Source organism: Niallia sp. FSL R7-0648 (genome assembly GCF_038007005.1).
Lineage (GTDB): Bacteria > Bacillota > Bacilli > Bacillales > Cytobacillaceae > Niallia > Niallia circulans.
Genome location: NZ_JBBOWE010000001.1, coordinates 2,917,008 through 2,938,009 on the forward strand (window position 1 = coordinate 2,917,008; position 21,002 = coordinate 2,938,009).

The window sequence follows — 21,002 nt, forward strand, 5'->3', positions numbered from 1 at the left end:
CCTCCAAATTATTTTGTTAAATACTGCACTAAATGTTCCAGAATACTATCAGTTGTATATGGTTTTGCTGTAATCGTTACATGCATCCCATAGCTGTGCAAAGTTTCTGTTGTGATTGGCCCAATGCTAATCACAATACACCTTTCCACCCTATCAATCAATTGATGTTTTTTGATGATTTGCATAAAATGATGGGCGGTGGAGGAACTGGTAAAAAGCAATACCTCTATATCATTCTTCTTTATTTCATCAACAAGCAGCTCTTCACTCTCTAGTGGGAAATACGTTTCATACAATATAGCTTCATCTACTTGTAAACATATTTTCTTTAATTGCTCTGCTAGAAATTCTCTTGATCTGTTTCCTTTTATAATTAAAACTCTCTGTTTTTTTTCCAGCACTGCTGCAAACTCTGTTGCAAACTGTTCAGCAACAAAATATGTCGGCATAAAATCTGCTTGATACCCATATTCCGCAATAGCAGCTGTCGTCTTTTCACCGATAACGGCTATTTGAGCAACAATGGTTAATTCTAATCTGTGCATTTCTTTAAAAAAAGCATCGACTCCATTACGGCTCGTAAAGACAAGCCAATCATATGCTTTATTTTTTAAAGAAGCAATTACTTCATCTGGAAGTTGCTTTTCTCGAAACGCGATTAATGGTACTTCAACTGGAATACCGCCTAAATCAATAATCTGCTTTGACAAGACACTCGCTTGTTTTTTTGATCGTGGGACGAGAATTTTTTTTCCAAGAAGCTGATTAGCCATCGATAATATTCTCCTCTTTCAATCGATCAATCAAGCCCTTTGCACCTTTGTCTGTTAAAATGGCTGCTGCTTGCTCCCCTACTTCTACTGGATTTTCCCCTGATACTTCTTCCTTATATATCTGTTTCCCATCAGGTGAAATAACTAATGCTGTTAATGACACTTCATTTTCTTTCACTTGTGCAAATCCTGCGATCGGAACTTGGCAGCCGCCTTCCATACGCTGTAAAAAGGCTCTTTCTGCATAAACAGTACGCGTCGTATCTTGGTTGGACAGCTTGCTTAGAAGTTCTAATACCTCTTTATCATCTTCACGGCATTCAATAGCAAGGGCACCTTGACCAACTGCCGGCAAGCAGACTTCAGGCTCTAAAAACTCTGTCACTACATCACTTGTCCATCCCATTCTCGCTAACCCAGCAGCAGCTAATATGATGGCATCATATTCTTCTGTTTCTAGCTTATTTAGACGGGTATCTATATTTCCGCGTATCCATTTGATTTCAAGGTCAGGACGAACTGCAAGTAATTGAGCACCTCTTCGCAAGCTGCTTGTCCCAATGACTGCCCCTTCTCTTAAATCTTTTAAAGAGATATGATTTTTACTAATCAAAGCATCTCGATAATCCTCACGCTCAGGAATACAGCCAATGGTTAATCCTTTTGGAAGCTCAGCCGGCATATCTTTCATACTGTGAACAGCAATATCAATTTCCTTATCCAGCATACTTTGCTCGATTTCTTTTACAAATAGCCCCTTTCCTCCAACCTTGGATAAAGTGACATCGAGCACAACATCTCCCTTTGTAACCACTTCCTTCACTTCAAATTCAAAAGAAGAATCTAATTTCTTCAGCTGATTAATTACCCAATTCGTCTGAGTAATGGCAAGCTTACTTTTCCTCGAACCAACAATTATTTTACGCATAAAAGTACCTCCAACATTTCCGTTATGTAGTCTTCCTTTTAATAATGAAAGGTGGAAAAATTACCTACTAACAAGAAATTAATTAACATAATTAAAAAACTAGCAATATTTAAGAGGGCAATATTTTTCCCCCTCATTTTTTGGGAAACTCGTAAATACAAAAAGCTGCTATAGACGAGTAACACAATAAAGGAGCTGATTATTTTCGGATCATACCAGAGAAAATCTGGTTTTTGAATAATGGCCCATTGCACCCCAAGAATTAAACCAATTAATAATAATGGTACACCAAACACACTTAATAAGTAAGATATATGTTCTAGTTTGGCTAAATCAGCGATCCGCATAACTCTCCTTCCCCATTTTTTCTGTTTCAATAAATCATATTGTATACAATAAAGAACAGAAAGAATAAAAGAGATCGTAAACATACCATAGGCTAAAAGGGCTGCTGTTACATGAATGAACAGTAACTCAGAAACAACCTGTTCCGCATGAGTTATCGCAGAATCGCGTGCAGGCGCAAAAGTATGTATTGCCATAACAATAAATCCGACAACATTAGTAAAAAACACAATAAAATCAATTTCCAACCACTTATTTATTACCAAAGAAAAGGTTACCAATACCCAAGAATAAAAGTATAGTCCTTCCATAATTGTGAGAATCGGAAACCTATTCATCTCCATTATATAGATAATTAGGAAAGATGATTGTAATATCCAGACAAATAAAAGTAACCAGAAAGCGACTCGATTTGCTCTCTGGTTATTATGCATAAAATCAAAAAAATATAATAGCACAGATAACGCATAAAGAATAATCGTGAATTCATGGAGCCTAGTCATAAAAATATCCTGCATCAACTCTTCCCCTTCGAACATAAAAGATCATAATACCAAGTTTTTTAACTTAATATAACTCTTATTTCTGTAACCCCATCTATATTTTAACCTAGGAAAAGGAAAGTGAAACTCTGCCCCGACAAAGTTTATTATCGGCTGATTAAAGGAAAGGAATCAAGTGCTTCATTCACACACAGGATAAGCCCTCCAATCATTATCACCATCACACTTGAATAGATGGCTGTGCAATTGGAGAAAATGCTTCTTTTTCTTCTTTCCTTCCTATATCGTTCACTTCTTTCGGTGCATCGGCTTCTAAATTAAAGATTTTCATAAATAGCTGCATCGATTGATCTGCATCAGGTTGAGCCGCTAATTCCTTCGCTTGAAGAATTGGATCTTTTAGCATTTGATTCACAATGCTCTTCGTATGCTTATTTAAAATCTTTCTTTCTCTTTCAGTAAGGTTAGGCAGTTTTCTATCTAGACTTTTCATTGTTTCACTTTGAATAGCAAGTGCCTTCTCACGAAGAGCAGAAATGACCGGCACCACCCCTAATAAGTGAAGCCATTGATTAAACTCGATAATTTCTGCCTCTATCATGATCATAATCTTTTCTGCTACTTTTTGTCGTTCTTGCAGATTTGCTTCTACAATTCCTTCCAAATCGTCAATATCATAAAGGAATACGCTATCTAACTCCGCGATTTCCGGATCTAAATCTCTTGGCACAGCAATATCAACCATGAATAGAGGATTTCCTTTACGAATTTTCTCCACAGCCTTCATCATTGCCTTTGTAATAACAAATGTATTGGATCCAGTTGAACTAATCACAATATCTGCATCTATTAATGCACATTGAAGTTCATTCATTGGTTTGGCCTGACCTTCGAAACGATGAGCAAGAACTTCCGCCTTCTCAAATGTGCGATTTATCACAGTTACGTTTTTTGCTCCATTGCTATACAGATTCTGAATAGCAAGCTCGCCCATCTTTCCTGCACCTAATATAAGGACATTCTTATTTAGCAAGGTCCCAAATATTTTTTTCGCCAATTCTACCGCAGCATAACTTACAGAGACAGCGTTCGCACCAATGTCTGTTTCTGTATGTGCTTTTTTCGCAAAGGTAATAGCTTGCTTAAATAACTGATTAAATACCGATCCAGTCGATTTAATGGATTGCGCTGTTAAGAAGCTAGTTCGTATCTGCCCTAAAATCTGTGTTTCTCCAACAACCATGGAATTTAAGCCACATGTCACTTGGAATAAATGGTTTAATGCACCATCTTGTTCATACACAAATAAATAAGGAACAAACTCTTCTTGTTCCAATTGAAACCACTCTGCTAAAAATTGTTTGATATAATAGCGACCAGTATGAAGCTGATCTACTACTGCATATATTTCCGTACGATTACATGTTGATATAATCACATTTTCTAAAATGCTTTTTTTATTTTGTAATTGATTCATAGCTTCCCCTATTTGCTCTGAATCAAATGTTAAACGTTCACGAATTTCTACTGGGGCCGTTTTAAAATTTAGTCCGACAGCTACTATATGCATTTCTTTATGACACCCCCAAAGTAAGTTAGTACCTAATTTTTCCTATCGAATATTTTTAAACCCTTTATATAAATGGATTAAATTATAATAATTATTAACATGTAGTTATTATAACAAAATCATTTCAAAAATGGGTAACAATTTGCCTATTAATTGTGAACAAATTGTGAATTCATATGGTAAGATATAGTATTGATAATAGAAAAAGAATTATACTTACGTTATTTACTATAATAGTTTGTACTTCTTTTGCAAAATTATCGTTATTTTATTCGTTTTTTTGTACAATATAGCACTTTACTCATTGTACAGTAACAAAAATCTTCTATGTATTCAAGCTTAGTTTTTTGGAAGTGGAGGAAATAATGAAAACACAAAAATGGTTCTCTGGTATCGTATTAATCGGTTTTGGAATTTATTTTATCTTAAAGGAATTTGATATTACTATTCTACCCAATCTGTATACTTGGCCAACCCTGTTAATTATCATTGGAATTGCTTTTCTTTTTCAAGGTTATGGGGGAAAGGATTATGGCGTCATTTTGCCAGGTGTGATTTTAACTGGCTTTGGTTTACACTTTCACTTAGTGAATAAACTTGCTATTTGGCCTGATCATACGGGCACTTTTATTCTGATTATCGCCCTTGGCTTTATTCTTCAAAATCATAAAACAGGTCATGGCTTATTAAATGGTCTTCTTTTTCTTTTGTTAGCTGTTCTTTTGCTCTTCTATCAAGAAATTCTTGGTTCGCTAACATTCTTAAAGATAAGTCCTCACACGTTAAATAATTTAATACCTATTTTATTCATTATCCTGGGGGGATATTATTTAGTTTCGAAAAAGGGGAAATAAAGATGTTCATACATAGTGCAGGGTGTCTTTCAGGAAAACTCACTGCCTGATTTCCTCTTCGCTTTCCGCGGGTCGGAAGTTCTATAGGCTGGCTAATCAGGAAAATATTTCATTTATACACAAATAAAAAAAGCGACTCACTTTTCAACCTTACTAGCTGATGTGAGTCGCTTTTTTTATTTATTAGCTAAATGCTCTAGTAATGACCAAACTTTATCTTTTCCTTCTCCAGTTTCAGAAGAAAATAGGATAAGGTAATCATCTGCACTTAGTCCTAATGTTTCTTTTGTTACCTTTAAATGTTTTTGCCATTGAGATTTTGATATTTTATCGGCTTTTGTCGCAATTACCACACATGGAATCCCATAATGCTTTAAAAAGTCGTACATTAAAATATCATCAGCAGTTGGCGGATGGCGAAGATCCGTAATTAAAACTACTGCTTTTAATTGTTCTCTTGAGGTGAAATACGTTTCCAGCATTTTTCCCCATGCTTCTCGTTCCTTTTTCGAAACTTTTGCATATCCATAACCAGGTACATCTACAAAGTGCATGATTTCATTAATTAAGTAAAAATTTAATGTTTGTGTTTTCCCTGGTTTCGAGGAAATGCGAGCTAACGCTTTTCGCCCAAGCATGCGATTAATGAAAGAAGATTTACCAACATTCGATCTACCCGCTAAAGCAAACTCTGGCAGATTTCCTTCCGGATATTGATTGGGTTTTACGGCACTAATTACTATTTCTGCTTGATTTACTTTCAAAGATTTACACTTCCGTTCAACGCGTGTTTTAATACTTCATCTACATGTGAAACAAGGATAAAGTCTAGTTCTTCTCTTACACTTTCAGGAACATCATCGATATCCTTCGCATTATCTTTCGGGATAATAATTGTCTTTAATCCAGCACGATGAGCACCAAGAGATTTTTCCTTTAATCCTCCAATTGGAAGAACACGGCCTCTCAATGTTACCTCTCCCGTCATTCCAACCTCTTTCTTGATTGGCTTTCCAGAAAGAGCAGAAACAAGTGCGGTTACCATGGTGATTCCTGCAGATGGACCATCCTTTGGAACAGCACCTTCTGGAACATGAATATGAATATCATATTTCTCATGGAAATTCGCATCAATGCCCAGTTCTTCCGATTTAGAACGTATATAGCTGAATGCCGCTTGGGCAGATTCCTTCATTACATCCCCTAATTTTCCCGTCAAGACTAATTTACCTTTTCCCGGTGCCAAGGATACTTCAATTTGCAAAGTATCACCGCCAACTGTAGTATAGGCAAGGCCAGTTGCTACGCCAACTTGATCCTCTTCCTCTGCTTGACCATAATGAAAAATTGGCTTACCTAGGAAATCCTCCACATTTTTAGCTGTAATAACGACTTTTTTCTTCTCAGCTGTTACAATCATTCTTGCTGTTTTGCGGCAAATTGTAGCTAATTGTCTTTCTAAAGTACGTACTCCCGCTTCTCTAGTATAGAGACGAACAATTTTCTGGAATCCATCTTCTCTAATTTGAAGCTGTGCTTTCGATAATCCATGATCTTTAATTTGTTTAGGCAATAGATGATCTTTCGCAATATGAATTTTCTCGATTTCTGTATATCCAGCTATCGAGATAATTTCCATTCTATCACGTAATGGACCAGGAATGGTAGCTAAATTATTAGCTGTTGCGATAAACATAACTTTCGATAAATCATAAGTTTCTTCAATATAATGATCACTGAAGTTATGGTTTTGTTCTGGATCTAGTACTTCTAGCATGGCCGAAGAAGGATCACCGCGGAAATCATTAGACATTTTATCAATCTCATCTAATAAAAATACTGGATTAATGGTTTCTGCTTTTTTCATTCCTTGAATGATTCTTCCTGGCATCGCTCCAACGTAAGTTCGTCTATGCCCTCTAATTTCTGATTCATCACGCACACCACCTAAAGAGATGCGGACAAAGTTACGATTTAAAGAACGAGCTATCGAACGAGCAAGACTTGTTTTCCCCACTCCAGGAGGTCCTGCAAGACAAAGAATGGGTCCTTTCAAAGAATTTGTCAGCTTTTGTACAGCTAAATACTCCAATACCCTTTCTTTTACCTTTTCTAAGCCATGGTGATCGTCATTAAGGATTTTTTCTGCCTTAATAAGATCCAAGTCATCCTCTGTTGCATTGGTCCATGGTAATGCCAAGAGCCAGTCAATATAATTGCGGATGACAGAACTTTCTGCAGAGGTGGAAGGAATTTTTTCATAGCGATCTAATTCTTTTAATGCTGTTACCTTTACATGGTCTGGCATACCAGCCTCTTCAATTTTTTCAAGCAGTGTACTGACTTCGCCAGTTTTGCCATCTTTGTCGCCTAATTCTTTTTGAATGGCTTTCATTTGTTCGCGTAAATAGTATTCCTTTTGTGTTCTTTCCATTGATTTCTTTACGCGCTGACCTATTTTCTTCTCGAGGTTTAACACCTCTTTTTCGTTTTGAATAATGTCGATAACATAATTCATTCTCTGCTTATTATTTAAAGTTTCTAAAATTTGCTGTTTTTCTTTTAATTTAATCGGTAGATGGGAAGCAATGATATCAGCCATTCTTCCAGGCTCTTCCATATCGGAAACAGCTGCATATGTTTCATGCGATATTTTTTTAGAAATTTTTATGTATTGCTCAAAATATTGAAGCATTGTTCTCATTAATGCTTCATCTTCTACGTCTTTGGTAGTTTCTTCTTCAAACAAACGTAGACTTGCAGCAAAATAACCATCTTCCTCTATCAATTCTTCTAATTCTGCTCTTTGTACCCCTTCAACAAGAACTCTAATTGTTCCATTTGGCAGCTTTAACATTTGCTTTACCTTTGTTAAAGTTCCCATTTTATATAGATCCTCTTCTTCAGGTTCATCTATATCCATATCTTTTTGCATTGTAAGAAAAATTAAATGGTCTTCTACCATTGCTTTTTCGAGAGCTTGCACTGACTTATCACGACCAACATCTAAATGAAGCACCATCGTTGGATAAACCAGCAAACCTCGAAGCGGCAGGAGGGGGACTACTGTTTTTTTATTTTCCTCCATCACGTTGCACCTCCAGCTTTAAAAATCTCTTTCCTTATATCGCCTATTTCTAATCATTATTTACCACATAGGCTCCCTTTGCATTCTAATGCTTTGTACAATTCTATCTTATTTATGAAAATGTGTCTATTAACTAGGGTTATTAGACAAGCCGTAAAAATAGAACTACTTTTCTCCCTCGATTTTTTTGCTGATCCTTATGGATATGGCTCCTTAAAGAAAGCAGAAAGATAAAAAGAGAAGATTGCAATTAAAAACAAGCCTTCCTTATTTAAAATGGCTTATTTAGACGATTTCCATTCAAGAAAAAAGACTGTTTTTATGCTTATACATATATATTCAATTATATAATAATAATTGGATTTATGAAAATATAGCCTTCATTTAGAGGGATCTTTCTGCACGAAATACATATAAAGCTCGTTTAGATTATTTTCCGCAAAAAAAAACGCCGACTAACTCTCCCTATACCGAATTAGCCGACCATGACAATGCTTTATTTAAGTAGCATTTTAGCTTAAAATTAGATACTATCTTTCTTTGATAATGCAATGGTGGAAGCTGGGATTGCTTCTTCTTTCCATTCTTCTTTAAGGAGCGCATTCTCCAACACTTCATTTAATGTTTGCACAGGTATAATGGTGATATCCTTTATTTCCTCTAATATCGCCTGCATATTTTCCTGCGGGATAATAACTTTTTGAACGCCCGCAGCTTTAGCAGCTTTCACCTTTGCAACAACTCCGCCAATAGGCTTCACTTTTCCGTGAATACTGATCTCACCAGTCATCGCTACTTGGCGATCAACAGGTTGCTTGTAGATCGCTGAATAAATCCCTGTAGCCATTGAAATGCCCGCAGAGGGTCCATCAATTGGTATACCGCCTGGAAAGTTTACATGGATATCAAATTGATCAGCGGGAACATCCATAGAACGTAAAACAGTAATGACATTTTCAATGGAACCCTTCGCCATACTTTTCCGTCTAATAGACTTGCCTTGTCCACCAATACTCTCTTCCTCGACAATTCCCGTAATATTTATGCTTCCTTTTCCATCTTTTGCTGGAATTACCGTTACTTCAATTTCCAACAGTGCCCCGATATTAGCACCATATACTGCTAGTCCATTAACCGCTCCAATAACGGAATGGTTATTAATTTTCCTTTCCATTCTTGGAGAAAGTTGACTAGAATGAATCACCCATTCTACTTCATCATCTTTTATAAAATCACGATTTTCTCCAATTGCTAGTCCAGCAGATATCTGGACCATATTAACAGCCTCTCTTCCATTTCTTGCATATTCAGAAAGTGTATCAAGGGCTTTCTCACTTATCCGTATCTTCACCTTATCAGCAGCTTTTTTGCCAATCTGAATCACTTCTTCTTTCGTTAATTCTCGAAAAAATACTTCCATACATCTTGAGCGAATTGCTGGAGGTATTTCGTTTGGCGTTCTTGTCGTTGCCCCTATTAACCGAAAATCAGCCGGAAGTCCATTTTTAAAAATATCATGTATATGAGAAGGAATTTGCGTATTCTCTTCATTGTAATAAGCACTTTCCAAAAAAACTTTTCTGTCTTCTAACACTTTTAGAAGCTTATTCATTTGTGTAGAATGTAATTCTCCGATTTCATCAATAAATAGAACACCACCATGTGCATTTGTAACAGCACCTTGTTTTGGCTGTGGGATTCCAGCTTGTCCCATGGCTCCAGCCCCTTGATAAATCGGATCGTGTACAGAACCGATTAATGGATCCGCTATCCCTCTTTCATCAAATCTAGCTGTCGTAGCATCTAATTCTACAAATACAGAGTTTGGTTTAAAGGGTGTCTTCTGATTTTTCTTCGCTTCTTCTAATACAAGCCTAGCTGCCGCTGTTTTTCCAACCCCTGGTGGTCCATAAATAATGACATGTTGGGGATTGGGTCCACAGAGAGCGGCTCTTAAAGCTTTGATTCCATCTTCTTGTCCCACAATATCTGAGAAGCTTGTTGGACGTACTTTTTCAGAAAGAGGTTCCGTTAATGATATGGCGCGCATCTTTCTTAATTGATCCATTTCTTTTTTTGATTCCCGATCAATCGAAACTTTTTGGGTTCTCTGGCTTTTTAATAAATTCCAGAAATATAGTCCGATGATAATTCCAAAGAATAGTTGTACAAATAAAGCAATCTCCGCCCAACTCATAAAAAAATTACCTCCTGAAATCTTGTTGTTTTAAAACTTCGCACATGTATTAGCTCAAGTTTCCTTCAATGGTTAGCGATATGTATCTATCCCTACAGCTTGGATGGGAAGGAATTTTTTTTAGACTGAATGCCTGCAATTAATTCGGCAGTCATATCAGTCTATAAATAAATTCTTCCATAAATACTATATACAAATTGTGCCTTGTCTATAAAAAATAGTATCTCCTTCCCTTTGTTGGAATAAACAAGATTTCATGGAAAAAATATATAGGAACGATAAGATAATTGATGATTAGAAATTGAGTATGATCTTGGAGGAATTGTTGCATCCTTCTACTTTCACCAAAAAAAAGAACCAATGATAGATATCATTGATTCTTTCTTGTAACTGTTGTTAAGCTGAAGTTTTTGTTTCTTTATCCACCACTGTTCCATCTTCTAGAACAAGCTTAGGTGAAGCATTATCCGTTACTGTTTCTTTCGTAATGACGCATTTAACAATGTCTTCTCTTGAAGGCAGGTCAAACATTACATCCAACATAATGCCTTCGATAATAGAACGTAATCCGCGTGCACCTGTTTTTCTTTCAATTGCTTTTTTTGCAATTTCTTTCAGTGCTTCTTCTTCAAATTCTAATTCGACATCATCTAATTCCATCATTTTCTTAAATTGTTTTACTAATGCATTTTTTGGTTTTGTTAATATTTCCATTAATGCTTCTTCGTCTAATTGACCAAGACTAGCAATAACTGGAAGACGCCCAATAAATTCAGGTATTAACCCAAAACGTAATAAATCTTCTGGAAGTACTTTAGATAATAAATCTTTATCTTCTATTTCAGCTTGTTTACCATCAGAACCAAATCCAATTACTTTTTGACCTAGGCGTCTTTTAATGATTGGTTCAATGCCATCAAATGCTCCACCACAAATAAAGAGAATATTCGTTGTGTCAATTTGAATGAATTCTTGATGAGGATGCTTTCTGCCACCTTGGGGTGGAACACTTGCTACGGTACCCTCTAGAATTTTTAATAATGCTTGCTGAACCCCTTCACCGGAAACATCACGTGTAATAGAAGGATTTTCAGATTTACGTGCTACTTTATCAATTTCGTCGATATAAATAATACCCTTTTCTGCTTTTTCTACATCATAATCTGCAGACTGGATTAATTTCAAAAGAATATTCTCGACATCTTCTCCTACATATCCAGCTTCTGTTAGACTAGTTGCATCTGCAATAGCAAATGGTACATTTAATATTCTTGCCAATGTTTGGGCAAGAAGTGTTTTACCGCTACCAGTTGGTCCGATTAACGCAATATTACTTTTTGATAATTCTACATCATCAATTTTACTATTTGAGTTAATACGTTTGTAATGATTATACACTGCAACAGAAAGAGCCTTTTTCGCTTGATCCTGTCCAATTACATATTCGTTAAGAATATCGCGAATTTCTGCTGGCTTTGGTACATCTTTAAATTCTACTTCTTCTTCTGTCCCTAATTCTTCTTCTACGATTTCTGTACATAGTTCTATACATTCGTCACAAATGTATACACCAGGTCCAGCAACTAATTTACGAACTTGATCCTGTGTCTTTCCGCAGAATGAACATTTTAGCTGGCCCTTTTCGTCATTAAATTTAAACATGCCTTCACCCCTTAAAACTTCTTTTTGTATATTTTTACCGTTACGGATTATTATTTGTTCAGAAACAAATTTTACTTTTTTCAACAGTTATGTATTGAATTGTATCACATGATAGTAATGTACAGGAAATAATACAACTCGGATTTGCAGTTCTCTATCATCCAATAACGGTAAAATGGATATACTTCTTTAATCATAACCAGATTTCGCTTCTTTAAATCTGGAAAATTATCTCTTATTTGATTGTATTCTCCTGTACGGTTAGAGTAACTTATTTTATAGTTACCCATATTATATGTTATTTAACACTAATATAAAACTAAGGCACGAAATAGTCGCGCCTTAGTTTTTTTACTTACTTCTATTATGCAACAGTTTTACTGTTTTCTACAAGGAAATCGATTGCTTTTCTCATTTTTATGTCCATTTGTAAGTTTTCAACGCCGCCTAGTGCTTGTTTAATTGCATCTACTGGCATATTGTACATTTGAGACATATTTTCAAGTTCAGCATTCACTTCTTCTTCTGTTACTTCGATGTTTTCTGCAGCAACGATTGCTTCAAGTGTTAAGTTTGAACGAACACGCTTCTCAGCGTCTTCTTTCATTTGATCTTTAAGTGCTGCTTCATCTTGTCCTGAGAATTGGAAGTATAGCTCAAGATTCATCCCTTGCATTTGTAAACGTTGTTCAAATTCACTCATCATGCGGTCAATTTCTGTATCAATCATTGCTGATGGAATATCCATTTTCGCATTTTCAGAAGCTTTTTCTACAACTGTATCACGAACTGTGTGCTCTGCTTGATGTTTTTTATCATTTTCTAAACGAGTTTTAATTTTTTCTTTTAATTCAGCTAATGTTTCTGCTTCTTCATCTACATCTTTAGCAAATTCATCATCTAATTCAGGAAGTTCTTTCCCTTTGATTTCGTGAACCGTTACTTTAAATGTAGCAGGCTTACCAGCTAAATCTTCAGCATGGTATTCTTCAGGGAATGTAACTTCAACTTCAGTTGATTCACCAGTTGCAACTCCCACTAATTTTTCTTCAAATCCAGGGATAAATTGACCTGAACCAAGTTCTAATGAGAAGTTCTCAGCAGTTCCACCTTCAAAAGCAACTCCATCTTGGAATCCTTCGAAGTCGATAACAACTGTATCTCCTAATTCAGCAGTTCCTTCTTCTTTTACTACTAATTCAGCTTGTTTTTCTTGCAATGCTTTAATTTCTGCTTCTACTTCTTCATCTGTAACTGTTGTTTCTACAGCAGGTACTTCTAACCCTTTGTATTCACCTAATGTTACTTCAGGTTTAACAGTAACAGTTGCTTTGAAAATTAAAGATTTTCCTTTTTCGATTTGTTCTACATCGATTTCAGGACGATCAACTGGCTCGATTCCAGTTTCATCAATTGCATTTGCATAAGCTTCTGGTAAAAGAATATCAATTGCATCTTGGTATAAAGACTCCACACCAAAGCGTTGTTCAAACATTCCACGTGGAATTCTACCTTTACGGAAACCTGGAATGTTTACTTGCTTAACTACTTTTTTAAATGCTAAATCTAAACCTTCGTTTAGTTTTTCTGCATCTAATTCAATTGTAAGAACACCGCGGTTCCCTTCTAAAACTTCCCATTTAGCTGACATACTATAAATTCCCTCCAACAATCTATTCTACTTTTTCATTACTTCTACTAATGTATAGATTAACTTCTTTATTCTTGTTTGGCTACTATTTCTATCGAAACAGAAAGAACCTCCTAATGGGAAAAAAGTTATCTAGTAAGAAATATGCATCTTCGCATTTTCTAAATGCAACCATTACATTATATCATAGGTTCTAGTTGTTTCAACATCCTTGCCTAAATATTAGGATAAGAAATTTGCTCCAACTGATAAATAAACGTTTTTGCTTGTTCAAATTCAGTCTCATCTAGTTCATATAATACAAATATTTCTTCCTCATCCTCTTGGCCAAAATATTGATTTACAACTGCATGATAAGCCGCAGCCCATGTTTCATCCTTGTATTCTTCTAGTGCAAATGGGTAAAGCAAAAACATTTGTCGATCAATTAACATTTTAATATTTTCAAATAAAATAGGGTTATTACTTTCCACATAATCAACAAGAATAGTAATAATTTTCTTATATTGTTCCTGTTCCTTCATATCCTTTAGTGCTGTTGGTTGTATGACAATCTTTCGGTCAAACTTCTGAATTTCTATTTCTTTTTCATATTCTTGCTCTCTTAAAATATTGATTAGCATCGTTTTTAAAAAAGGATTTTTCTCCATATCAAGAAGATACTGCTTTACTTCTTCTATATATGCACGAATATTTTGGCTGGACATTTTAGCTATTTGCAGCATTTCTTCCTGTGGATCACTTAAGTTCATTAAGCTATTATTTATGTCTTCAGATTCCTCTTCTCGATAATCATCTGTTTGCGACTGGGATGCAGACTCAGCCATTTTTCTACTAAATAAAAGCATTTTAGAGAAATGCTCTATTTTATTTGCTGGGATTTGGTGTTCTTCTAACAAACCTTCAATCGTAGTAACTATTTCTTCATATTCATGTAACTGGACCAGAATCATAATATACAATTCAAGTACATGAATATAGTCCCCGTCATCTTGTTTCAGTGTTTCTTTCGCTAGATGTTTTGCCTGTTCCAACAATCCTAATTCATAGTAAGCGAGAATGAGTCCAATGTTTATGTCACGATGAAATGGATTTCGCTCTTTTGCTTCTTCTAAAAATAAAATAGCCTCTTTGAATTGCTTTTCTTGAATTGCATCTAGTCCTTTTTGCAATAACCGTTTTTCTAAATCGGGAAAAAAAACAACGTTATCCTTTTTTTCCTGCTCCCGTTTCTTCATTCTTTTAACCGCCTATACATATTCTATTTGTTGCTAGTGTAGCTTTTTTTTCTCTCAGATGCAACTTGACTCTTCCATAATGTGGTTGCAGTAATTTTTTCAATCTACAAATAACCATAAAGCAAAAGGAAAGACCCTTAGAAAATAATAATGTGATCTCCTAAGGGTCCTATCTATTTCATTCGATTACTTTGAAATGGTTTTATTTTCGTATTCTGCTATTTTATCACTATATTGAAGGGTGATTTCGATTTCATCCCAGCCGTTAATCAACATTTTTTTCCAATATGGATGAATAGAAAATGATGTGGAGAACCCTTGGTCATCCTCTACCGTTTCATCTTCAAGATTTATATCAAGAAAATAGGGTTGACTTTGGGCAGCTTTTAAAAGATATTCTACTTCGTCTGTCTGCAATTGAATAGGAAGCATCCCATTTTTCAAACAGTTTTGATAAAAGATATCTGCAAAAGAGGGAGCAATAACAACGGAAAAGCCAAAATCCTGCAATGCCCATGGTGCATGCTCTCTTGACGATCCACATCCAAAGTTTTTATTCGCAATTAAAATAGAGGCTCCTTGATTTTCAGGTTGATTCAGTTCAAATTCAGGATTCGGTTCGCCATTTTTCAAATAGCGCCAATCAAAAAACGCAAATCTACCAAATCCAGTCTTTTCGATACGCTTCAAAAATTGTTTAGGGATAATTTGATCTGTATCCACATTTACTCGATCCATTGCTACTGCTTTATCATAAAGCTTCTTAAAACCACTCATAAGAGACTCCTCCTTTACACTGTTGCTTGTAATTCTGCATTCATTTTGCGAATATCAACAAATCGCCCATTTAACGCTGCTACTGCTGCCATTGCAGGACTGACTAAATGGGTTCTAGCACCAGCTCCTTGCCTTCCCTCAAAATTACGATTAGAAGTGGAAGCACAATGCTCACCGCTTGGAACTACATCGTTATTCATGCTTAAGCACATACTGCATCCTGCATCCCGCCACTCAAACCCTGCTTCAACAAACAGTTTATCTAGGCCTTCTGCTTCTGCCTGTTTTTTAACTTGCTGTGAACCTGGTACAACTAGTGCTCTTACTCCTGGAAAAACTTTTTGTCCTTTAATCACCGATGCAGCTTGTCTTAAATCTTCTATTCTTGAATTCGTACAAGAACCAATAAACACATGCTGTATCTCGATATCGGTGATCGCCATTCCTTCTTTTAGACCCATATATTGAAGGGCACTATGTAAAGCGCGGCGATCCGTTTCCTCTTGGTAAGAATCTGCTGTTGGAATCTTTTCGTCTACTTTAGCAGTCATAGATGGATTGGTACCCCAGCTTACCATTGGCGCAATATCATTGCCATCAATCGTGATAACTTTATCATAAATAGCATCCTCATCTGAAGCTAAATTACGCCATTCATGTACTGCTTCCTCCCAATTTTTTGGCGCGTGTTTTCTACCTTTTAAATAGGCAAAAGTCGTTTCATCTGGACAAATTAAGCCTGCACGCGCTCCGCCCTCAATAGACATATTACATATAGTCATTCTTTCTTCCATCGATAAATTGCGAATTACTTCCCCTGTATATTCAATAACGTGACCAGTTCCAAAGTTGACTCCATGCTTAGAAAGCACATAAAGAATAACATCTTTCGCATTTACACCAAATGCTAGCTTTCCATTGACCTCTACTTTTAATGTTTTTGGTCTTGTCTGCCATAATGTTTGCGTGGCGAGTACATGTTCTACCTCACTTGTGCCTATTCCAAATGCTAGCGCCCCAAACGCACCATGTGTTGATGTATGACTATCCCCACAGACGATTGTTTTACCTGGCTGTGTTAATCCAAGTTCCGGACCAATCACATGAACAATCCCTTGCTCCGGACTTTGCAGACCAGCTAATGGGATATCAAATTCTAAACAGTTCTTTTCTAATGTCGTCATTTGATTTAAGGCAACTTCGTCATCTATCTTAAAACGGTTAATCGTTGGCACATTATGATCCATTGTGGCAAACGTTCGGTCTGGCCTTCTCACTTTGCGATTTTTCATTCTTAATCCGGAAAATGCTTGTGGTGAGGTTACTTCATGGACAAGATGCAAATCAATATATAATAAATCCGGTTTTCCCTCTTCTCTATGTACTACATGTTTTTCCCAAATTTTATCGATAATGGATTTTCCCATTACTTTACCCTCCAATCCATATTTTTTCCCTGTTGTTGATTAAAGGGCTGTCAAAGTATTCTTTTGACAAGCCCTTTAACATTCTATTTCTCTCTAATATTAGTCCCTTATCCAATCACTGCCACTTTTGACGAACTGTGTTTTTTTATATGCCTGTTGTGCAGTTTTCACATAAATATGAGCTGTTCTCAAGGTGGTTTTCTATTTTTTTCAGCTAACTTGTTATCAGCCAAACTCATAATCCCACAGCATAACAGCAGCCTTTTTATATAACTTGTGTCACTTTAACAAGCTGATGAATTTCTTTCTCTACTGCTTCCACCATCGCAGTTGTCGAAACAATTTTACAATTCGGTGAAAGTATATCTCTTGTTCTATAACCTTGATTTAGAACATTATTTACCGCCTCTTCTATAATCGCAGCTTCTTTCTCCATTTGAAAAGATAATCGCAGCATCATACTTACAGATAAAATTGTCGCAAGGGGATTAGCGATATTTTCTCCGGCAATATCTGGAGCAGATCCGTGGATCGGTTCATAAAGATATGGTCCATCTGCTGACATGCTGCTAGATGCCAGCATTCCTAATGACCCTGTTAAAACAGATGCTTCATCGCTTAAGATATCGCCAAACATATTTTCTGTGACAATCACATCAAATTGTTTTGGATTTCGAACAAGCTGCATTGCTGCATTATCTACAAGCATATGTTCAAGCATAACATCTGGATATTTTTCCGCTATTTTGCTTGCGATTTCCCGCCATACTCTACTAGTCTCTAAAACATTTGCTTTATCAACAGATGTAACTTTTTTTGAACGCGTTTTAGCAATTTCAAATGCTTTCTCGATAACTCGCTCGATTTCTTCATTTTTGTATAATAGTGTATCTACAGCACCAGGTTTCCCATCGATAGTCGTTCGTTCGCTTGGCTTTCCAAAATAGATGCCGCCTGTCAATTCGCGGACAACAACCAAATCTACTCCTTCAATAATATCTGCTTTAAGGGGAGATGCTTCCGCCAAGCTTTCATAACAGGTTGTTGGACGAATATTTGCAAATAAGTTCAATTCTTTTCTTATTTTTAATAGCCCTTGCTCTGGACGTTTTTCAACAGGAAGCGCATCCCATTTCGGTCCCCCTACTGCCCCTAAAAGAATTGCATCACTATTTTTACAAATGGCAATCGTCTCATTAGGCAATGGCGTACCTGTTTTATCTGTCGCGCATCCACCAATATCTGCGAATGTAATTTCATACTGATGACTAAATAATGTCTCTATTGTTTGCAATATCTTTATAGCGCCTGCTACTATTTCAGGTCCAATTCCATCACCTGGCAATACGGCGATTCTTTTTTTCATTTCTACTCGCTCCCTATATCAAAGCTTGATGTTTTAGCCACGGAATCCTACACCTTTTCAAGAAATTGTTCTTTGGCAAGAATCCCTCTATTAATCGCATTTATATAGGCCTTTGCAGATGCTATTAATACATCTTGGTCTAAACCTCTTCCAGTACTTTCTTTTTCGTCATATTGAACTCTGACAAATACTTGAGCTAACGCATCTCTGCCAGCACCCAGTGACTGAATACGATAATCTTCCAATTGCACTTGGCCAGATATAGACATTTCCAATGTGTTATATAATGCTTCAACACTTCCAGAACCAGTGCCATGTTGAATAATCAGTTCATTTTTCGGACCGGAAATTTTCACTGTTGCATCTGCTTCATTATCATTTTTATGTTGAACCTTTACGTCCACTAACTCATAATATTTCTCTTCTTTAGCCAGCTTTTTCTCTAATACAATAGCAATAATGTCTTCATCAGAAATTTCTTTTTTATGGTCTGCTAAATCCTTGAATGCCATAAAAAGATCTTTCACATCTTCCTCATTCACTCCCAGCCCTAGTTCATTCAGCTTTGTTTTGAATGCATGGCTGCCTGAATGTTTCCCAAGAACCATATTATTGTTATTTACATTGCCTACAAGCTCCGGAGAAATAATTTCATAAGTCGTTTTCTCCTTAAGAACACCATCCTGATGAATACCAGATTCGTGAGCAAAAGCATTGCGACCAACAATTGCTTTATTTCCAGGAACTAGCATACCGGTTAATTCACTAACAAGTCCGCTTGTTCTACTAATTTCTTTTAAATTAATTCTTGTCTTTTCTTGATAATGATCATTTCTAATATGAAGCGCTACCACAATTTCCTCCATAGAAGCATTGCCAGCACGCTCTCCGATACCATTAATCGTACATTCTACTTGTGTTGCCCCATTTTCGATAGCTGCCAATGAGTTTGCTGTTGCCATCCCTAAATCATCATGACAATGAGTAGAGAGAGAAACTTTGTCAATAGACGGCACATTATTTTTTAAATATTGAAAAACTTCTCCATATTCGTTGGGTGTTATATAGCCTACTGTGTCTGGAATATTAATAATCCGCGCTCCTGCTTGAATAACTTCTTCTATTATTTCTGCTAAAAAAGGCAATTCTGTCCGACATGCATCCTCTGCACTCCATTGAATAACTGGGAATCTTTCGGCTGCATACTTTACAGCTGAAACCGCTCTTTCAATCACTTGCTCTTTCGAAAGTTTTAGCTTATATTCCCGATGGATGGGACTTGTTGCTAAAAATATATGAATTCTCGGTTCTGCTCCGTCTTTTAATGCTTCCCAAGCAGCATCGATATCGGATGTTACTGCTCTTGCTAGACCAGTAACAGAGCTATTTTTAATAGTGCGTGAAATTTGTTGAACAGATTGAAAATCACCTTTAGAGGCAGCAGGAAAGCCTGCCTCTATAATATCTACATTCAATTTTTCTAACTGTTCAGCAATAACTAGCTTCTCAGCCAAATTTAAATTTACGCCGGGAGATTGTTCCCCATCTCTCAATGTCGTATCAAATATCTTAATTTTTGCCACTACCAACCACTTCTTTCTTTCGCGAGCTTTTAACAAATGGCATCATTGCACGCAATTCTTTCCCAACCTTCTCGATTAGATGCTCGCTCTCTCTATCATTAATTGCGTTGAATACTGGTCTATTCGCTTGATTTTCAAGAATCCATCCTTTTGCAAATTTTCCTTCTTGAATATCTGTAAGGACAGCTTTCATTTCTTTTTTCACCTCATCTGTAACAATACGTGGTCCTGTTACAAAATCGCCCCACTGTGCTGTATCGGATATAGAATATCTCATTCCCGCCATTCCATCTTCATACATCAAGTCAACAATTAATTTCAACTCATGTAAACATTCAAAATATGCTAATTCTGGTTGATATCCAGCTTCTACTAATGTTTCAAAGCCTGCTTTTACTAGTGCTGTCAGCCCTCCACATAAAACCGCTTGTTCACCAAAAAGATCTGTTTCTGTTTCTTCTTTGAACGTTGTTTCCAGCGCACCTGCACGTAATGCCCCAATCGCTTTTGCGTAAGCAAGTGCAAGCTCTCTCGCCTCACCAGTTACATCTTGATAGATTGCAAATAATGCTGGAACTCCTGCTTCTTGTTCATATGTTCTTCTTACTAGGTGACCTGGACCTTTAGGAGCAACTAATAGTACATCACTCTCACTTGGTGGGACAATTTGATTAAAATGAATATTAAATCCATGGGCAAACATTAAAGCTTGATTTGTTAAGTTAGGTTTAATTTCTTCATTATATACTTTTGTTTGTAATTCATCTGGAAGCAAAATCATCACAATATCAGCCTTAGCTGTTGCTTCTCCAACTGGGAATACGTCAAATCCGTCTTCCACTGCTTTATTCCATGAATTCCCTTTTCTTAACCCGATGATTACTGAAACACCACTATCCTTCATATTTAGAGCATGTGCGTGGCCTTGTGATCCATAACCAATCACTGCAACTGTTTTCCCGTTAAAATATCCTAAATTTGCGTCTCCGTTATAATACATTTTTGCCATAATTAATCTCCCTTTCGTCTGTAAAATTAGA

16 protein-coding genes are annotated in these 21,002 nt (G+C 36.3%); 1 reads left to right on the forward strand and 15 read right to left on the reverse strand.

All coding sequences use genetic code 11. The annotated features are described in order from the left end of the window. Positions 1-8: 8 nt before the first annotated feature. The 4 genes from NSQ89_RS14350 to hemA form a co-directional block, all read right to left on the reverse strand. Positions 9-773 (reverse strand): uroporphyrinogen-III synthase, encoded by a 765-nt coding sequence (locus tag NSQ89_RS14350; RefSeq protein ID WP_061798672.1) that lies wholly within the window; start codon positions 771-773, stop codon positions 9-11. Beyond that, on the reverse strand, positions 766-1,701 hold the full coding sequence (gene hemC, locus NSQ89_RS14355; RefSeq protein WP_061798674.1) for a hydroxymethylbilane synthase: 936 nt from the start codon (positions 1,699-1,701) through the stop codon (positions 766-768). Before hemC ends, NSQ89_RS14350 begins: the two co-directional genes overlap by 8 nt. Positions 1,702-1,739: 38 nt before the next feature. After that, positions 1,740-2,564: a cytochrome C assembly family protein gene (locus NSQ89_RS14360; RefSeq protein WP_047943569.1), complete on the reverse strand. Its 825-nt coding sequence runs from the start codon at positions 2,562-2,564 to the stop codon at positions 1,740-1,742. Positions 2,565-2,769: 205 nt separating this feature from the next. Continuing rightward, complete coding sequence (gene hemA, locus NSQ89_RS14365; RefSeq protein WP_047943568.1) at positions 2,770-4,119, reverse strand: glutamyl-tRNA reductase; 1,350 nt, start codon at positions 4,117-4,119, stop codon at positions 2,770-2,772. 365 nt (positions 4,120-4,484) lie between these two features. Here hemA and NSQ89_RS14370 point away from each other — a divergent pair, with 365 nt between their 5' ends. Then, complete coding sequence (locus NSQ89_RS14370) at positions 4,485-4,973, forward strand: LiaI-LiaF-like domain-containing protein (protein ID WP_047943567.1); 489 nt, start codon at positions 4,485-4,487, stop codon at positions 4,971-4,973. Between the two features lie 176 nt (positions 4,974-5,149). Here NSQ89_RS14370 and yihA read toward each other — a convergent pair whose 3' ends face one another. The 11 genes from yihA to ilvC all read right to left on the reverse strand — a co-directional run bounded on the left by yihA (position 5,150) and on the right by ilvC (position 20,971). After that, positions 5,150-5,737 carry a ribosome biogenesis GTP-binding protein YihA/YsxC gene (gene yihA / locus NSQ89_RS14375; RefSeq protein ID WP_047943566.1) on the reverse strand — a complete coding sequence of 196 codons (588 nt, stop codon included), beginning with the start codon at positions 5,735-5,737 and terminating at the stop codon, positions 5,150-5,152. After that, complete coding sequence (lon, locus tag NSQ89_RS14380; protein ID WP_047943565.1) at positions 5,734-8,061, reverse strand: endopeptidase La; 2,328 nt, start codon at positions 8,059-8,061, stop codon at positions 5,734-5,736. Before lon ends, yihA begins: the two co-directional genes overlap by 4 nt. Before the next feature lie 523 nt (positions 8,062-8,584). Beyond that, positions 8,585-10,258 (reverse strand): ATP-dependent protease LonB, encoded by a 1,674-nt coding sequence (gene lonB, locus NSQ89_RS14385; RefSeq protein ID WP_341132807.1) that lies wholly within the window; start codon positions 10,256-10,258, stop codon positions 8,585-8,587. Between the two features lie 396 nt (positions 10,259-10,654). After that, a complete protein-coding gene (gene clpX / locus NSQ89_RS14390; protein WP_047943563.1) occupies positions 10,655-11,920 on the reverse strand; it encodes an ATP-dependent protease ATP-binding subunit ClpX in 1,266 nt (421 codons plus the stop codon). Between the two features lie 364 nt (positions 11,921-12,284). After that, complete coding sequence (tig, locus tag NSQ89_RS14395) at positions 12,285-13,571, reverse strand: trigger factor (RefSeq protein WP_047943562.1); 1,287 nt, start codon at positions 13,569-13,571, stop codon at positions 12,285-12,287. A gap of 215 nt (positions 13,572-13,786) precedes the next feature. Then, entirely contained in the window at positions 13,787-14,809 is a 1,023-nt protein-coding gene (locus NSQ89_RS14400) for a tetratricopeptide repeat protein (RefSeq protein WP_341132808.1), read from the reverse strand. A gap of 186 nt (positions 14,810-14,995) precedes the next feature. Then, entirely contained in the window at positions 14,996-15,586 is a 591-nt protein-coding gene (leuD, locus tag NSQ89_RS14405) for a 3-isopropylmalate dehydratase small subunit (protein WP_047943560.1), read from the reverse strand. A 14-nt stretch (positions 15,587-15,600) separates the two neighbouring features. Further along, on the reverse strand, positions 15,601-17,013 hold the full coding sequence (gene leuC / locus NSQ89_RS14410; protein WP_341132809.1) for a 3-isopropylmalate dehydratase large subunit: 1,413 nt from the start codon (positions 17,011-17,013) through the stop codon (positions 15,601-15,603). Positions 17,014-17,278: 265 nt separating this feature from the next. Beyond that, a complete protein-coding gene (gene leuB / locus NSQ89_RS14415) occupies positions 17,279-18,379 on the reverse strand; it encodes a 3-isopropylmalate dehydrogenase (RefSeq protein WP_341132810.1) in 1,101 nt (366 codons plus the stop codon). A 47-nt stretch (positions 18,380-18,426) separates the two neighbouring features. Next, positions 18,427-19,962, reverse strand: a complete 1,536-nt coding sequence (locus tag NSQ89_RS14420; protein WP_047943557.1) for a 2-isopropylmalate synthase — start codon at positions 19,960-19,962, stop codon at positions 18,427-18,429. Further along, the gene (gene ilvC / locus NSQ89_RS14425) at positions 19,949-20,971 is read right to left on the reverse strand and encodes a ketol-acid reductoisomerase (RefSeq protein ID WP_061798688.1); all 1,023 of its coding nucleotides are present in this window, start codon (positions 20,969-20,971) and stop codon (positions 19,949-19,951) included. The genes NSQ89_RS14420 and ilvC overlap by 14 nt, the downstream gene beginning before the upstream one ends. Positions 20,972-21,002: the final 31 nt, after the last annotated feature.